This window comes from Phaeocystidibacter luteus (genome assembly GCF_008933115.1).
In the GTDB taxonomy this organism is placed as follows: domain Bacteria; phylum Bacteroidota; class Bacteroidia; order Flavobacteriales; family Schleiferiaceae; genus Phaeocystidibacter; species Phaeocystidibacter luteus.
In genome coordinates, this window is the sequence record NZ_WBVO01000001.1 from 633,953 (window position 1) to 650,298 (window position 16,346).

Consider the following 16,346-nt stretch of genomic DNA (forward strand, 5'->3'; position numbering starts at 1 on the left):
TATGGACATCAACCCAATTGTTCTCTCCATTCCCGTATTCTTTGGTCTGATTCTCATTGAGCTAATCGCCGACCTGATTACCGGAAAACGGAGCTACAGATTGGGAGATGCTTATGGAAATATTTCGTGTGGAATATTCGAACAGACCACAGGAGTTCTGGCCAAGATTTTCACCGTTGGAATCTACACTTGGGTGTATCAGTTCAGAATTTTCGACATTGAGCGAACATGGATATACGCGGTTGTACTCTTCATCGCAGTCGACTTTCTCTACTATTGGGCACATCGAATCAGCCATGAAACCAATTTGCTTTGGCTCGGACACGTAGTCCATCATCAAAGCGAAGACTACAACTTGAGCGTAGCACTGAGGCAAGGAGCGGTCCAAAAGGTATTCACCTCTCCATTCTATCTACCCTTGGCCTTGCTCGGGTTTGCACCGGATTGGTTCCTCTACATTCTCGCCTGGAACACCTTGTATCAATTTTGGATTCACACGGAGAAAATCGGCAAACTGGGTCCGCTTGAGTGGATCCTCAACACCCCTTCTCACCACAGGGTACATCACGGCAGAAATCCAAAGTACATCGATAAAAATCACGCAGCCACACTCATCGTCTGGGATAGACTGTTTGGCACCTTTCAAGCCGAAGAGGAACGTCCCACCTACGGCATTACCAAACCGGTGAACTCTTTCAATCCAATTGTAGCACACTTGAAGCCTTTTTCGGACCTAGGTAAGGAGTTGAAAGGTCTCAACACGAAAGAGTCTATTCAACTCCTTTTTGCGCCTCCAGGATGGCGACCTCAACGTCTGGGAGGCAGAGAATACGCACCTGAAATCACCGAAGCCAAAAAGTACAACCCCGTATTAAGTTGGCCTATTACTCTAATCACTCTACTTCAATTCGTCGTCGTACTCGGTTTCGTAGCCTTCTTCCTATTTTCAGTGAATCAACTGTCCACAGCACAAGTCCTTACAGGAATTGGAACCATCATACTCACCGTTTTCGCCCTTGGAATGAAGGCAAATGGACAAACTCCAAACCTACTTTTAGAAGCGGGGATGATTGCTTCCATCACGACATGGTGGCTACTCGTAGACATTCCGTTAGCGGCCTACTCTTTCGGAATTTTATTGCTCATCCTTTCAGCACTCTCTCGCCTTTACAAAGAGCCATTGACAACCAAGAATGCGGCCTAACTATACTCCAATAGTACTCTACATTATAGCTACACTCGTAGCATTTGTCGTATTTGTGGAGATTGGAGGGCTCGTGGGCTACGCTTCGCACGCCCTACCTCATCTGGTTTTGTTAGTTTTTTGGTTTAATCGAGTGGGAAGTGACTACAAATTATTCTCTATCGCCTTGATTGGGTACGCAATTACCGACCTTCTCACGCTACACACGGAGACTTACTCTTCCATACTAACGTCCGTTGGAGCCATCATTAGCCTGTCTTTTCTCATTTGGGCTTTCTTCAAATGGCGAAGCGGCTATGCGAAACGCAGGGCGTACGTCGGACTAATCGTGGTGATTTACGGCATCGGGTATTTTTTGCTGATTGAGGAAACCATTCCGCAGGAACTGCTCATTCCAATTGGGATTTATGTGGCGCTCGATGCCCTGTTGTTTGTTGTAGTGTCTGGGATGAAACTCCGAAACAACTTCTCTTACATTCTTTGCATAATCGCAGTGTTCATTCACCTAGTGTCAGACGGAATCTACGCCTATCACTTTTTCGTTGAACCGCTCATTATAGGAGAGCCAATTATGGGATTGATGCACAGCTTATCGCAAGGATTGTTTGTCATAGGCATCCTTAGTGAAAACCAAACGCCTGAGTACGCTTACACGGGGTCTACATCAAAATAAACCCGCACCTTTCTGTGATCTTTGTGGAAATCTAGGCGCTTCACTTCCGTCTGCAAGGCCTTCTTCACCTTTGGCAATGAAAGTCCATTTTCAATCTTGAGAATAATGCGTTTGTGATACTGCCCCCTTACTCTGGCAATAGGAGCGAACTCAGGTCCGAGAACTCGTTTCCCGAAAATCCCTTGCAGTCTGCCCGCTAAGAAATCCGATGCATCACTTACCACCTCTACTTTGACATGCCTCATTTCGATATGAATCAAACGATAGAAAGGAGGGTAATGGAATTGCTTTCTATCGGCGCGTTGCTCCCGAAACATCTCCTCAAAACTGTATGTGGTAACCTGTTGGATGATTCTGTGATCAGGCTGAAAACTCTGTATCAGCACAAGCCCGCGTTCCTCTCGCCTTCCTGCCCTACCAGCTACTTGACTCATCAACTGATACGCACGTTCGTGAGCTCTGAACTCCGGGTAATTCAGCAGGCTATCGGCTGACAATATCCCAACGAGCCCAACATCCTCAAAGTCGAGACCTTTAGCAACCATCTGTGTACCAATGAGTATGTCTATTTCCCCTTTTTCAAATCGATCTACCAGCTTTTGAAATGAGTTCTTCTTTCGGGTCGCATCCAAGTCCATCCGAGCGATACGAGCATTTGGAAGAATCACTTGAAGGTCTTCTTCAATCTTCTCTGTTCCAAACCCTTGCATCTTCAACTCCACACTTCCACAGCTCTTACACTTGGTCGGCGGGTGAATGGAGTACCCGCAATAATGGCAGCGCAATTGGTGACTCAGCTTGTGGTAGGTCAATGTGATATCGCAATTAACACATTGCTCAGAATGTCCACAGTTTTGACAAATCACGACCGGCGCAAAACCTCGTCTATTTTGAAAGAGGATAACCTTTTTTTCCTGTTCTAACTGATCTTTGATCGCCTCAAGTAGTCGCGGACTAAAGTGCCCGTGCATTTGCTTGCGGATGGTCTCCTTGCGAATATCTACGGCCTCGACCACCGGGAGTCGAATGCCGCTATAGCGTTTTGTGAGTTCGGCATAACCGTACTTGCCTTCCTCTGCATTCTGGTAGCTTTCAATAGATGGAGTTGCCGAACCTAAAAGTACTCGAGCCTTGTGGTAATGCGCGAGTATAATAGCGGCATCACGACCATGGTACCTCGGGGCGGGATCGAACTGCTTGTAGGATGACTCGTGTTCCTCATCAACAACCACAAAATCCAGATCAGTAAAAGGAAGAAAGACGCTGGAACGCGCGCCCAGAATTACAAGAGGACGCCGCTCAGGGTCAAGCATTCGCTCCCAAACCTCCAAGCGTTCTCGGTCAGAAAGACGGCTGGTATACGTAACTACCTTATCTCCAAAATGGCTTTGCAGTCGCTTAACCATTTGGGCGGTGAGTGCAATCTCGGGAACCATAAATAGCGATTGACGGTTCTTTTCAATACACTCATGGATGTAATGGAAGTAGATTTCTGTCTTACCGCTCGAAGTCACTCCGTACAACAGTGAGGTGATCTTATCTTCCCAGGCCGTATTGAGGTTCTGTACCGCCAAGGCTTGTTGATCTGAAAGTGTCGGCGCGCTCTCCACCGCGGCTATTCTCTCTGGCTCCACAGGAAAAACCTTTTCTTCCAACCATCCTTTTTCGACTAGGGCTTTAAGGGGAGAACGATTTGAATCAGTGGCTTTGAGAAGGTCAGCTTCTCTGACCCATGGATTCTCTTTATCAGTGTTCAGCTTGAAATAGGCGAGCAACAATTCGCTTTGGACTTTTGCACGCTTTAGTTGGTCGAATGCATCCTGAGTCAACTCCTCGCCATAGCCTTCTGGCCACCTATATCTTCTTTCGGTTTTGGATTTGACAGTTCCCTTTACTTCTTCATCGAGATTGACATAGCCCTCAGCATACATCCGTCGGATGACGGGCATTGGATTCTTCCAATTCAGCTTTTTACCTAGGTCGGAGATACGCAGCGAATCGAGTTCCAGAAGTAGTTCATAAACCTGAAACTCATCGTCTTTCAATTCGGCTTCGTCCACTTCCAACTCGGGATTGCGACTCACCTTTGTTTCAGATTGCATCTTAAACGCTGCCGGAAGAGCGGCATTCATCACTTCTCCCATAGAGCACATGTAGTACTCTGCCAGCCACCTCCAATATTCAAGTTGAAGTTCGGTTACGATTGGAATCTCATCCTCAATTTCGAGGATAGGCTTCACATCATAACCTGGTTGTTCGTTGTGGATACGCAAAACTATACCAGCGTAAAGCTTCCTTTGTCCAAATTGCACGAGAACACGGCGCCCTCGCTCCATCTGCCCCTCCCACTCTACAGGAATTCCGTAGGTGAAGGTTTGATTAAGCGCAAGAGGAAGAATGACGTCTGCGTACATCAAGAGAGGATTTCCACTAATTCGAGTAAATGTGGATTGAGAGTCTCGTGGTGTTTGGAAGCTTGTGTGAATGGCACTTCGACCATTTCATTATTGCGTTGACCAATCATCACGTTCGTGCTTCCTTTCAGCAAAGCTTCAACGGCTGAGTTACCCATACGAGAAGCTAGGATTCTGTCGAAAGCCGTAGGAGAGCCTCCTCTTTGAATATGCCCTAAGACAGTAACTTTAGTCTCCCAGGCGTCAAATTTCTCGTTCACCTTTTTGGCAATATCCAGCGCCCCTCCTTCATCATCACCTTCAGCGACAATAATGATGGCGCTCGCCTTTTTCAACTTTCGCCCCTCTTCAAGTTTTGTGATGAGTTCGTCGATGTACGTAGTGGTTTCTGGCACCAACACGGACTCTGCACCTGAAGCAAGACCCGTACGCAGGGCTATGAAACCGGCGTCACGCCCCATCACCTCAACAAAGAAGAGTCTATTATGACTATCCGCCGTATCGCGAATTTGGTCGATGGCCTGAACAGCGGTGTTCACAGCAGTGTCGTACCCAATGGTATAGTCGGTGCCGTAAAGATCATTGTCAATCGTACCGGGACATCCGACTACTTGGATCCCGTGCTCGGCATGAAGAGCTGCGGCTCCACGAAAGCTACCGTCTCCACCAATCACCACGAGCGCTTCAATTCCTTCCTTCTTTAAATGAGCTGCGGCCTTAGCCCTACCCTCAACGGTTCGGAATTCCTCGCTTCGGGCGGTTTTCAAAAACGTGCCGCCGCGTTGAATTATGTTACTCACACGAAATCGGTCGAGTGGAATAAAATCGCCTTCAATCATGCCCTGATATCCGCGGTAAATCCCCACTACCTCCAAACCTTTCTGGAGTGCAGTTCGAGTTACAGCTCTGATACCAGCATTCATGCCTGGGGCATCGCCTCCAGAAGTCATTACAGCGATTTTCTTCATTCTGATAGTCTTTGTGAGCAGCCTACTTGCCGCTGTAGAGGTCTAGCCCTACAAGTCGACATTCAAGCTTGCCGTTGTACATTTTAATCTTTGCCTTGGTGCGCAAACCTAGATGCTTGAGCGCTTCTAAGTCGGATGTAATGAACCATGCGGACCATCCATCATACCCTTGCTTCAGAGTATCACCAATTTGTTTGTACAAGCGAATATTATCCGAAACGAGCTTTTGATCGTACGGAGGATTGAAGATAAGGAGTCCATTTTCTTCCGGCTTGGTTGAACCGATGAAATTTTGATCCCAAACCACAATTCTATCCTGAAACAAAGCCTTTTCAATATTGATCTTAGCCTTGGTGAGCATGCTCATGTCCTGATCCGACCCCAATATCTTCACATTTGAAGGTCTCGCCTTATTAAGTGCAGACTCCTCAATGGTTGCATGCAGGTCAGCATCATAGTCATGCCAATGCATGAAGCTGAAATCCTTACGGTAGATATTTGCCGGAATATTGTCAGCAAAAATCGCTGCTTCGGTTAACATGGTACCCGAGCCGCACATTGGATCATACAGTGTTGAATGCCCTTCCCAACCGGATAGGCGCAACAAACCTGCTGCGAGTACCTCATTAATTGGTGCGGGTCCTACTGCTACGCGATAACCGCGACGGTGCAAAGAACGTCCGCTACTATCCAGAAACACCTCACACTTGTCTTTTATAAGATGAATGGAGATAACAACTTCGGGATAGTCTTTATCTACACTTGGACGACGACGAAACTTTTCGCTAAACCTGTCGACCACTGCATCCTTAGCTCTCAAGGAAGCGAAGTGGGAGTTGGAAAAATGATCTGAATAGATGACTGTATCTACCATTATCGTCTTTTTCAAGTCGAAGAGATCCTCCCATGGGATGCTCTTCAGATTGCGGTAATAGTCATCTTGGCTTCGAATATCGAATGAGGCAATGGGACGGAGAATTCGCAAAGCGGTTGACGCCCATAGGTTTGCCTTGTAGATAAATCCCAGGTCGCCTGTAAACTGAACAGCGCGCTTAAGTGGCTTGATATCCCGTGCACCCAATTGCTTGAGTTCACGTGCAAGCACGGTTTCTAGGCCAAAAGGAGTCTTGGCGATGAGCGGCTGATCTGCCGTAGATATCTTCAATTTCATATTCTGGGAATCAGATAGCGAAGTTCGACATACTTTGTGAAGTAATCAACGATAGTCGCAGACGATGTCACTCGACGTTAAAGTTCTGTCAATGTGAAAGATGAATACACAAAACCCCGCTTGTTCACGTTGACCCCTCGACTCTAACTATCTCAACTTATGAATATTCGAAACGAATGGACGGCCTTTGCCTTATTGTCTCTGCTTTGCTTTGCATTGAGTATTGCGCGAATGCTCTACACAGGTTCGGCAGGTTACATCTTCTTGAATTGGAATCTCTTCTTGGCAGGAATCCCCTGGTTCATCAGTTGGAATATGGAACGTAAACCTTGGATGCAACGTCGCGCTCCACTGGTCATATTCAGCATGTTTTGGTTGCTCTTTTTTCCGAATGCCCCGTACATTCTGACTGACCTTTTCCACCTCAGACATTTGAATTCAGCACCCATTTGGTACGATCTAACCATGATTCTCACCTACGCATGGGTGGGAATACTATTTGGTTTCAAAAGCCTGCTCAAGCTCGAGAGAATTTATGCTGATAAAATCGGTGCTCGATTCACCAAGCTTCTCATACCTGCTTTGCTGTTTATAACTGCATTCGGAGTCTATTTAGGCAGATACCAAAGGTGGAACAGTTGGGACATCATTCATCAACCGGGCAACTTGCTGTACGATGTGTTACACCGTGTTTTTGTGCCATGGGAGCATCCACAAACATGGGGAATGACCATCGTGTTTGGCATTCTTCTAAACCTGATGTACTACAATTTCAAGCACTTTAAAACAGCATCAGAAGTACGATCTATCACTCAGCCTTAATCCATCTTGAAGTTCGAATATGCTTACCATCATTTAATTGAATGATGTACACTCCCATTGGAAGACCAGCGGTGTTGATTTCAGTTCGTATGCCATGTACAGTTGATGAATACACCGTTTCTCCCGAATTTGAAAGGATTATTAGTTCGCCGCTTTCTATCTCTGTACCCCAGTTCACGTTGAGGACATCTGACCCCGGGTTAGGATACGCCATAAAGAACGACTGTTCCCACTCTTCACTGCCAATGCTACAGGAGTAACTGCTCAATGCATTTTCAATAACGCAACCAAGCTCGATGGACATGAGGCCTACCTCGTTCACCTTTTCGAAATCGTTTCCAAGTATGGCCATGGTATACCCATAGTCTGCACTGTGCATGAGGATATTCATACCCAATCCATTTCCTCCGTGACCATAATAGATGGAGGTATCTGCCCCCCTAAATTCCCAAATGTTTGTTCCCAAACCGTAGTTCACTTCAACGGTCCCGTTGCAAGTTCCGGGAAGAACCACAGGTGCGTTATCCACCTTCGTGTGCATGTCAGCCAAATTTGAGGCAGAAATAACTTGTCCGGTGTGCAGCGCACGGATAAATGTAGCAGCATCGCTTGAATTTCCAGCCCAGGAGCCACCTCCGCCTCTAGTTGTTAGGTATGAAGTATGCGACCAAGTACTTCGATCCTGGCCGTTGGCATACACACCATTCAGCTGACTCATACTCAGGCCATTTGTGAATATCACTGAGTTTGACATCCCCAGAGGCGTGAACAGTCGGGTTTGCGCTTCTTGCTCGTAAGTGTTTCCTGAAACCTCTTCGATGATCATCCCCAAAATCGAGTACGTTGTGAACGCGTTGTACTTGTGATCGCGATTAGGGTTGGAAACCTTGGGAAGCATGTACACTGAGTCTAAGGCATCTCGCCAACTCCAAACACTGTCTCTATCCGCCCATACCGCCTGCCATAATGGTGTTGTGGGATTGTCTCCCCAGTTATTGGAAATGGTTGAGGTATGATTCAAAAGTTGTCTGATGGTTTCTGTACTATCCACATAGAGTAACTCATCTGTGTCGATATGCATGCCGATGGGATCATCAATATCCAACAAGCCGTCTTCCTGCAAGAGAAGAATAAGCGAGGCGGTCATTGATTTCGAAACGCTTCCAATTGTAAAATAGAGGCTAGTATCAATTGGGTTTCCTGAAGTACCCAAACCAGAGGTGGTGGTCCACCTACAACCTCCATCTAGAATAATTGTAAATTCGATACCCGTGATACCGGCAGCCGTTCTTCTGGAGTCAATTTCACTTTGAAGAATGGCGGCAAATGATGAATCGATTTGTGCTAGTACTCCTGTAGACAAGACTAGCCCAGCGCAAAGAGCGAGGAATTGTTTCATGATAGGTGGCGGTTAGTTGATGACAAGGTACTCAAAATCAAACACATACGACATGCGTCGACTCAAACTACTCCTACTGCTAGTCCTAGCGAGTGCAGCATCCATTGCTCAGGATACTTTTTCTATTGTTGCTATAGACCCTGAAACAGGTGAAGTGGGAGCTGCAGGAGCCTCTTGTGTGGATCTCGCAGAATACGGAATTGAAGACGCCAGTTTTCTAGGTGTGTTGATGCCTGGCATGTTTGCGATGAACACCCAAGCCTACTACGACTCTACAAACCAAGCGAACGCAAAGGAACTTTTACAACAGGAATTTACTCCCACTGAAGTGATTACTTGGTTGCATTTGAATGATGTGAACGACACTCCCGAGGTTCGCCAATATGGGATAGTCGCCTTTGTAGATGGCGAGCCACAATCGGAAGGTTATACGGGTGCTCAGAACATGGATTATGCAAACCACATCGTAGGTGAGAATTATGCCATTCAGGGGAACATATTACTTGGACCAGAAGTCTTGGAGAAGATGGAAGAGAACTTCAATTCTACAGAAGGAAGCCTTGCCGAAAAACTCATGGCTGCCTTGGAAGGGGCCAAAATTGTGGGTGCTGATTCAAGATGCTCGGAAAACGAGAGCTCTTCACTATTCGCCTTTGTAAAGGTGGCCGCACCAGATGATGAGCCTGGGGAACCTTCATTAAAACTGCAAGTAATTACCAAAGCTGGAGATAAAATCGAACCCATTACCGAATTGCGAAAGAAGTTCGACGAAGCGATGGAACAGTAATTTTAGCATGACGATAACAATGAGCTATCGACATAGCGCGTACTTTCCCGTCATGTTCAAATGGATATTCTTCCTTGCATTCCCATGGCTTGGCTACTCCCAAGCAGACAGTATTTACTCAGAGGTCACTGGAAAAGGCGAAATCACAATCATTTTTGAAAGTGGCATGGCCGGAACGCATGACGAATGGGATTCATACATCGATTCCCTCAAAGGCTCCTTCACCCTATTCACATATGATCGCGCGGGAATCGGTCAATCACTACCTACAGATGCTCCACGAAGCATTCCTCAAATGGTAGAAGAGTTGAGAAGCGAACTTTCGGAACGCGGACTTTCTCCACCTTACCTACTTGTTGGACATTCTATGGGAAGCTATGTCAGTAGGTATTTCACGGACTCCTATCCCGAAGAAGTCGTGGGGCTAGTTTTAATAGACCCAAGTCCGGACAGACTCTACGACGAATACACGGACGAAGAAATGGAAGACTTCATCTCGTTTGGAGACGAGGCAATGTCGGAATCACCTGAAGGAGACGTTGCCGAATGGGACGCTTACCTTTCGAACAGAGCGTATGTCCGCGGCTTGGCAGCTCCGGACACCATCCCAGTAATCATACTATCCGCAACTCAGTGGGACTTTTGGGAGTATCACGAAGACTATCTAAACGAACACCCTGAATCAGTTCACTTGCAGATGGAAGCAACGCACGCCATTCATAAGGAGAGAGCATTAGACATCATTCCACTCCTAATTGAGTTAGGCAATAAACAGCTGTAAATGAACATTTAGTACTTTGGTAAAAACACTAATCAATATGAAAAAGACATTCAAACTTGCCCTCCTAGCTGTACTAGCCATTGGGCTTTCTAGCTGCATTGAAATCACGGAGAAGGCCAAATTTAACAGCGATTACAGTGGAACTTTTTCCCTGACGATTGACATGGGCCAGATGAAGCAGATGATGATTGCAATGGGCATGGATCCAGATAGCCTAGCTGGTACCGAAAATCCAATGGAAGGAATTGAGCAAGATATCCGAGAGCAAAAAGCAAAACTTGAAGGAGTGCGTGGTGTTTCGAATGCTCGAGTTGAGGCTGACGAAGAGAACTTTGTAGTACGAACGCTTTTCGACTTTGATGATATTGACGCACTGAATGCGGGCATCGCGCATATTATGGAGGAAGGTGAAATTTCAGAACGACCTGTTTTTTACAAGAAAAACGGGAGATCTATTGAAAGGACATCGGAGCAAACTCATGTAGCTCAAATGAAATCGGAAATGATGGACAATCCCGATATGGAGGGTATGGATCCATCGATGATTTTTGGTGACATGAGCTACAATGTGGTGATGGAGTTTTCCAATCGAATTGACAATGTCAGCAACGCCAACTACACGCTCAGTGCGGATGGCAAATCAACTCAATTACGCTACTACATCTTCCGTCCAGAAAGTGAAGGGCAATCTTTCGCGAATAAAGTGAGCTTCTAACACTTGGCAAGAACATTGTGTAGCATCAACAAAAAACTCAATTATGAAAAAGACAATGATTACAGGCATCTTGCTTTTTAGCGGAATGATTGCCTTCGCACAGTCGAACGAAACGGGCGAGTCGAATACGTTACCTGCTCAAAGAACGATGCAAGTTGAAGAACCAGAGCAGCCAGAGCAACCTGCACAGCCTGCAACACCTGCCCGAGCTCCGAAAGCGAGCACCACTTCTCCAACTGTAGTTTCTCCGCCGAAGGCTCCAACTGCTCCGCGTTCAGCCGAAGTAGAGGAAGTTATGGAAAGAGCTACTGAAGTTCGTGAAGAAGAGCTTTCGGAACCAGAAAGACCGCTTCGCATTCAAGAGACCACTCGATCTAAGAAATAATGTGATAATTTATTCTTTGCCAACAACAGGTTCTGCCATCCATACTTCCAATGTACCTTTGCACAATGGATTTTGGAGGATGGGATTGGCCCCTGTTTATTGGCGGAGGATTTCTAGCTGGAATTATCAACACCCTAGCAGGTAATGGTTCGGCTATTACACTGACCTTGCTCCTCACTACAGGTATGGACGCTACGGTTGCCAATGCGACGAACCGTATTGGCGTTCTCTTTCAAACCTTCACCTCTCTCGTTAGCTTAAAGCGCTCTAAGCGCACCCTCATACTTCTCAAACACAGTTCTTGGTACTTTTTACCAACCATTCTTGGCTCTATTGGTGGCGCATTGCTGGCTGTTGAAATCGATGATGGTACATTGGAGATCATCATTGGAATTTTTATGATTCTCCTCTTGGGAACATTGGTTCTTCAACCTAAAAAGTGGCTCATTTCTACGGATGCCAAGAAGGAAAGAAAGACTCCATTAAACTGGATATTGATGTTCATCATTGGGTTTTATGGTGGCTTCATTCAGATGGGGATTGGCATCATGATGCTCGCGGCCTTAGTCCTAAGCGCCAAATTCAGCCTTAAAGATGCCAATATCATCAAACTACTCTTGGCCTTTATCCTCATTATTCCAGCATTCATCATCTACCTCTTATCTGGAGATATTGTTTGGCTTCCCGGCATAGCATTGGCGATCGGCGCATCAATTGGTGCATGGTTCGGAACCCGCTATGTCCTATATCATCCCAAGGCCAACCAATACATACGCTATATTTTGATTGGCATCATCATTTTCGCGTTACTCAAGATTTTCACTCCTTGGTTCGAGTTTTAATTGAATCTGAAAACGCAACTCCATTGCAAAAAGGGTGTTATATTCGCACTTCTGTCGTAAGACCGAGCACGACTGCACGTCTACACGACACATCCAGAACTTGAATTGATGCCAGCACTCGTATTTTTCCTCTCTGTTTGGGTTGGAGTACTTCTCGCCTCTGTCATACGAAAGAATGCCAGCTTGGGAACGAGTATTTTGCTTGCTTTCAGTGGGGCATTCCTGTTTTCTGTAAGCGTTCTTCATCTGATTCCGGAGCTTTACGAAGGGCATAGTCACATGCCGGGCCTCTTCATTTTGATTGGCTTCATTTCTCAATTCTTAATGGATTTCCTCTCTCGCGGAGTTGAACATGGTCACCACCACAGCAGCGACGTCATGCGAGGGGCACTTCCTGTTGGAATTTTCGTCGGACTCTTTGTACACGCTTTTTTAGAAGGTCTTCCAACCTTCGGAATGGACGATGTTAGCTTGCGTGGCTTCGTCATCGCTGTAGCGTTACACAAGGTTCCTGTAGCCATGGTGCTGTACTTGTTGCTGCGCGAGGCGAATGTATCCGGGATGAAACTATGGTCTTCGATGCTCCTCTTCTCTGCAATGGCTCCATTGGGAAGCATTACCATGTCATACTTCCCGAGCATTCAGGAATGGATGCCGGAGATCAATGCCTTTGTGATTGGTATTTTCCTTCACGTAAGCACGACCATCTTGTACGAGTCGAGCAAAGACCACAAATTCAATGTGAGAAAGCTCGTTGTGGTGATTACAGGTGCGGTGCTAGCTTGGATTACTATACAGCACTAGGGTTGCGTCAAGACATACTCGAGACTTATTCGAGACTTCATCAAGACACCTTATCAAGGTATAGATACAAATAATGTGTGCATGATGAAATGGACATAGAGTCGGCGTATCTTTGTGTCAGCAAAAATGAATTTATAACCCGTAAATAGATTATCATGGCTGTACTAGTTGGAAAACAAGCCCCTGATTTTAACGCTGCCGCTGTAATCAACGGTGAAGAGATTGTAGAGAACTTTTCTCTTTCACAGTTCCGTGGCAAATATGTAGTGCTCTTCTTCTACCCGAAAGATTTCACTTTCGTGTGTCCAACAGAATTGCACGCTTTCCAAGCTAAGCTTGACGAATTCAAGAGCCGTAATGTTGAAGTAATTGCCGTTTCTACTGACACTGAGCAGTCTCACTGGGGATGGTTGCAGCTTTCAAAGGACAATGGTGGTATCCAAGGTATCACTTATCCAATCGTGGCTGACACCAACAAGACTATCTCTCACAACTACGACGTACTAGCAGGTCAGTGGGGATACAACGAGAACGACGAGCTTGTAGCTGAAGGAGAATTGGTTGCATACCGCGGTCTTTTCCTAATTGACACCGAGGGAGTTGTTCGTCACCAGTTGGTGAATGACCTTCCATTGGGTCGTAACGTAGATGAGGCTCTTCGCATGATCGACGCGCTTCAGTTCTTCGAAGAAAAAGGCGAAGTATGTCCGGCAAACTGGAACAAAGGTTCTGAAGGTTTGACTGCCACACATGACGGCATTGCAGACTACTTGAGCAAGAACTAATAGCTCAAAGGAGCAATCGTCTCAGAATAGATCCCTGCCCTAGTGGCGGGGATTTTTTATTTGGCTATATCCCATTTGTAAATGATACGCTCCATACGAGCATCGCCAGCGAAAAGACCAATGCGGTTCTTCATCACGCGATTTGCCGAATCAGGTGGATACTCGGGTTCCAACGCAATCCCAGAGAAGGCACGAAGCCCGTCTTCCTTCATGGTGTTGCTAGTGTACACTTGCAAGGCGGGCATGCTGCTGTGTATATGGAGATTCACACCGTTACCAGCTGATAAACTACAGAGGTGTTCGGTACTAGGCAATCCATCTCTAATCCAGCAAAGATTCAAGATATCCGTTCGCGGCCCAGTCAGGATAGATTCCAACTTCGAGCCTTTGGTCAGGTCGTTCCATCCTTTCACCGCTACGGGCCTACCCTTTGGAACCCCATCTTCGAGTTTCTGGAAATACTGTAGCGGAATGGTGAGCTTATGATCGTTGATATTTCGGGCACCAGAAAGATTGAAAAATGGATGCAGTGTTGGAGCGAACAACGTATTGTGCGAGGATTGTGCACGAAATTCTGTGTGAAGCGCATTCTCCTCCAGTCGATAGGTCAATGTCACCTCTAACATTCCAGGATAACTATCCTCCTCGGTGCTAATTCTGGTATACAAACGCACCATTGCTTGATCTGGACGAATATCCGCGACCTCCCAGTTTCTCGAGTGAAATCCTCTCGTACCGCCGTGAATATGGTCGCCATTGAAGTTATCCTCTAAGGAATACTTCTTACCCTGAAATTCGAACTGCGCCCGTTTGATGATGTTTGCTACACGTCCTACTGAAGCACCAGCAAAAGATGGTTTCGAAACGGGATCTGAGGGAGAAACCACAATGCTTTGCAGCTTCTTCCCTACTTGAATTTCGAGCTTGTGTAATCGGCCGCCGTGCGTCCAAATTTCAGCAGATGAAGTTCCCGCTGAAAGGGTAATCACCTTGATTTCTCTTTCTGTTTTAGATCGCCCGAGCGACTTAACTTGTGCGTTCATACTCGAAAATTTATGTTCAAGTTAGGAGAATCTTTTTGATTCAACTGAAAGCTCAGTGTATATAACTTGTTATCTTTCCTCAAACAAAATTCCATGTCAGATTCCACCAAAAAGAATGTCGCATTAGTTCTGGGAAGTGGCGGTGCCAGAGGCCTAGCTCACATAGGTGTGATAGAAGCGCTAGAAGAGAGAGGTTACAAAATCACTTCGATATCCGGTGCCAGCATTGGGGCCGTAATTGCTGGTGTCTATGCAGCAGGGTCTATGGAAGATTACAAGAAATGGATCATATCCCTAGACCGCCGAAAGGTATTCGGATTGATGGATTTCACGCTTAGTTCCCACGGTTTCATCAAGGGCGAAAGAGTGTTCGAAGAAATGAAGCGGTTTGTAGGCGTTGAGAAAATTGAAGATCTAAAGATTCCCTTTAGCGCTGTGGCGGTTGACCTTGAAAACCAAGAAGAGGTCGTCTTTACAGAAGGCGACTTATGGTCGGCTATACGCGCATCCGTGGCAATTCCATCGGTGCTGACACCCGTGATGCAGGACAATAGAATCCTGGTAGACGGTGGTGTGGTCAATCCCCTCCCTGTCAACAGAGTAAAACGTACGGATGACGATATCATGGTGGCGGTTGATTTGAATGCCTTAGTGGACGATGAACTTCCTATGGCGAACCCGAAGTCGCAACCTACAGAAGACAAGGAGCAAAATAAATTCTTGGAATCCATTAAGGATAGAATCGGTGATTGGTGGCCGTTTAACGGTGAAAGCGAAAAAGACACTAGTCACGTAAAAAAGAACTACTTAGGCATTCTGAATGCTTCTTTTGAAATGATGCAAGACCGCGTGGCCCAACTGGCTATGGAGCAATTTAAGCCCGAAATATTCATTCAAATACCAAGAAAGTCAGCCAGCACATTTGACTTCTACTTGGGCGAAAAGCTCATCGATGCGGGCAGAACTTTGGCGATGAAAGCGATTGACGAATTCGAGAACAATCAATAGAATAAGACGTTTCGATATAAACTAAATGAAACTATGGCAACAACAGCATTAAAAGGCAATCCGGTTCAATTGAAAGGAGAACTTCCAACAGTGGGAACTGTGGCTCCTGATTTTACGCTCACTCAAATGGACCTCAGCGATGTGTCTCTAGATAATTTCAAAGGGAAAAAGATTGTCCTGAATATCTTCCCGAGTGTCGACACTGGAATATGTGCAGCAAGTGTACGCAAGTTCAACGAAGAATCCGCGAAGCTTGACAACACAGTCGTGCTCTGCGTTTCACGTGATCTTCCTTTTGCTCACAACCGATTCTGCGGTGCTGAAGGAATTGAAGGCGTAGTAAGTGTATCACAAATTCGCAACACCCAGTTTATGGATAACTACGGTGTGGAATTAGCCGATGGACCGATGGCTGGACTACTCGCTCGTGCAGTAGTTGTGCTTAACGAGAACCACGAAGTAGTGTATACGGAACTCGTTCCCGAAATCACAACGGAGCCGAACTATGACGCTGCAACGGCGGCCTTAGGATAAATTTGACATCT

Annotated in this window: 17 protein-coding genes; 12 read left to right on the top strand and 5 right to left on the bottom strand. The window is 46.2% G+C overall.

The window, feature by feature from the left end; translation table 11 throughout:
* Position 1 precedes the first annotated feature (1 nt).
* Positions 2-1,204 carry a sterol desaturase family protein gene (locus tag F8C67_RS02855; protein ID WP_151666279.1) on the top strand — a complete coding sequence of 401 codons (1,203 nt, stop codon included), beginning with the start codon at positions 2-4 and terminating at the stop codon, positions 1,202-1,204.
* Positions 1,194-1,877: a lysoplasmalogenase family protein gene (locus F8C67_RS02860; RefSeq protein WP_151666280.1), complete on the top strand. Its 684-nt coding sequence runs from the start codon at positions 1,194-1,196 to the stop codon at positions 1,875-1,877. Before F8C67_RS02855 ends, F8C67_RS02860 begins: the two co-directional genes overlap by 11 nt.
* Here the strand turns inward: F8C67_RS02860 and priA are convergent.
* The 3 genes from priA to F8C67_RS02875 are packed head-to-tail and all read right to left on the bottom strand — an operon-like array spanning position 1,853 to position 6,430.
* Positions 1,853-4,291: a replication restart helicase PriA gene (gene priA, locus F8C67_RS02865; RefSeq protein WP_151666281.1), complete on the bottom strand. Its 2,439-nt coding sequence runs from the start codon at positions 4,289-4,291 to the stop codon at positions 1,853-1,855. The two genes, F8C67_RS02860 and priA, sit on opposite strands and share 25 nt — an antisense overlap.
* Positions 4,291-5,265, bottom strand: a complete 975-nt coding sequence (gene pfkA, locus F8C67_RS02870; RefSeq protein ID WP_407675832.1) for a 6-phosphofructokinase — start codon at positions 5,263-5,265, stop codon at positions 4,291-4,293. The genes priA and pfkA overlap by 1 nt, the downstream gene beginning before the upstream one ends.
* A gap of 16 nt (positions 5,266-5,281) precedes the next feature.
* Positions 5,282-6,430, bottom strand: a complete 1,149-nt coding sequence (locus tag F8C67_RS02875) for a THUMP domain-containing class I SAM-dependent RNA methyltransferase (RefSeq protein WP_151666283.1) — start codon at positions 6,428-6,430, stop codon at positions 5,282-5,284.
* A gap of 159 nt (positions 6,431-6,589) precedes the next feature.
* Between F8C67_RS02875 and F8C67_RS02880 the strand changes: the two genes are divergently transcribed.
* Complete coding sequence (locus F8C67_RS02880) at positions 6,590-7,252, top strand: DUF1361 domain-containing protein (protein ID WP_151666284.1); 663 nt, start codon at positions 6,590-6,592, stop codon at positions 7,250-7,252.
* Here F8C67_RS02880 and F8C67_RS02885 read toward each other — a convergent pair.
* A complete protein-coding gene (locus F8C67_RS02885) occupies positions 7,239-8,651 on the bottom strand; it encodes a serine hydrolase (RefSeq protein ID WP_151666285.1) in 1,413 nt (470 codons plus the stop codon). The genes F8C67_RS02880 and F8C67_RS02885 overlap by 14 nt on opposite strands.
* Positions 8,652-8,703: 52 nt before the next feature.
* Here F8C67_RS02885 and F8C67_RS02890 point away from each other — a divergent pair, with 52 nt between their 5' ends.
* The 7 genes from F8C67_RS02890 to F8C67_RS02920 all read left to right on the top strand — a co-directional run bounded on the left by F8C67_RS02890 (position 8,704) and on the right by F8C67_RS02920 (position 13,750).
* Positions 8,704-9,438, top strand: a complete 735-nt coding sequence (locus F8C67_RS02890) for a DUF1028 domain-containing protein (RefSeq protein WP_170266336.1) — start codon at positions 8,704-8,706, stop codon at positions 9,436-9,438.
* 52 nt (positions 9,439-9,490) lie between these two features.
* Positions 9,491-10,219, top strand: coding sequence for an alpha/beta fold hydrolase (locus tag F8C67_RS02895; protein ID WP_170266337.1), 729 nt, complete (start codon positions 9,491-9,493; stop codon positions 10,217-10,219).
* 37 nt (positions 10,220-10,256) lie between these two features.
* Positions 10,257-10,934 (top strand): hypothetical protein, encoded by a 678-nt coding sequence (locus F8C67_RS02900; protein WP_151666288.1) that lies wholly within the window; start codon positions 10,257-10,259, stop codon positions 10,932-10,934.
* A 43-nt stretch (positions 10,935-10,977) separates the two neighbouring features.
* Complete coding sequence (locus F8C67_RS02905; protein WP_151666289.1) at positions 10,978-11,319, top strand: hypothetical protein; 342 nt, start codon at positions 10,978-10,980, stop codon at positions 11,317-11,319.
* Positions 11,320-11,384: 65 nt separating this feature from the next.
* A complete protein-coding gene (locus F8C67_RS02910; RefSeq protein WP_170266338.1) occupies positions 11,385-12,161 on the top strand; it encodes a sulfite exporter TauE/SafE family protein in 777 nt (258 codons plus the stop codon).
* A 108-nt stretch (positions 12,162-12,269) separates the two neighbouring features.
* Complete coding sequence (locus tag F8C67_RS02915) at positions 12,270-12,965, top strand: ZIP family metal transporter (RefSeq protein ID WP_151666291.1); 696 nt, start codon at positions 12,270-12,272, stop codon at positions 12,963-12,965.
* Between the two features lie 155 nt (positions 12,966-13,120).
* Positions 13,121-13,750: a peroxiredoxin gene (locus tag F8C67_RS02920; protein WP_151666292.1), complete on the top strand. Its 630-nt coding sequence runs from the start codon at positions 13,121-13,123 to the stop codon at positions 13,748-13,750.
* Positions 13,751-13,806: 56 nt separating this feature from the next.
* Here F8C67_RS02920 and F8C67_RS02925 read toward each other — a convergent pair whose 3' ends face one another.
* Entirely contained in the window at positions 13,807-14,793 is a 987-nt protein-coding gene (locus F8C67_RS02925; RefSeq protein ID WP_151666293.1) for an aldose epimerase family protein, read from the bottom strand.
* Positions 14,794-14,886: 93 nt separating this feature from the next.
* Between F8C67_RS02925 and F8C67_RS02930 the strand changes: the two genes are divergently transcribed.
* Together F8C67_RS02930 and tpx are read left to right on the top strand one after the other, a co-directional pair.
* Complete coding sequence (locus F8C67_RS02930; protein WP_151666294.1) at positions 14,887-15,801, top strand: patatin-like phospholipase family protein; 915 nt, start codon at positions 14,887-14,889, stop codon at positions 15,799-15,801.
* A 33-nt stretch (positions 15,802-15,834) separates the two neighbouring features.
* Positions 15,835-16,335, top strand: coding sequence for a thiol peroxidase (tpx, locus tag F8C67_RS02935; RefSeq protein WP_151666295.1), 501 nt, complete (start codon positions 15,835-15,837; stop codon positions 16,333-16,335).
* Positions 16,336-16,346: the final 11 nt, after the last annotated feature.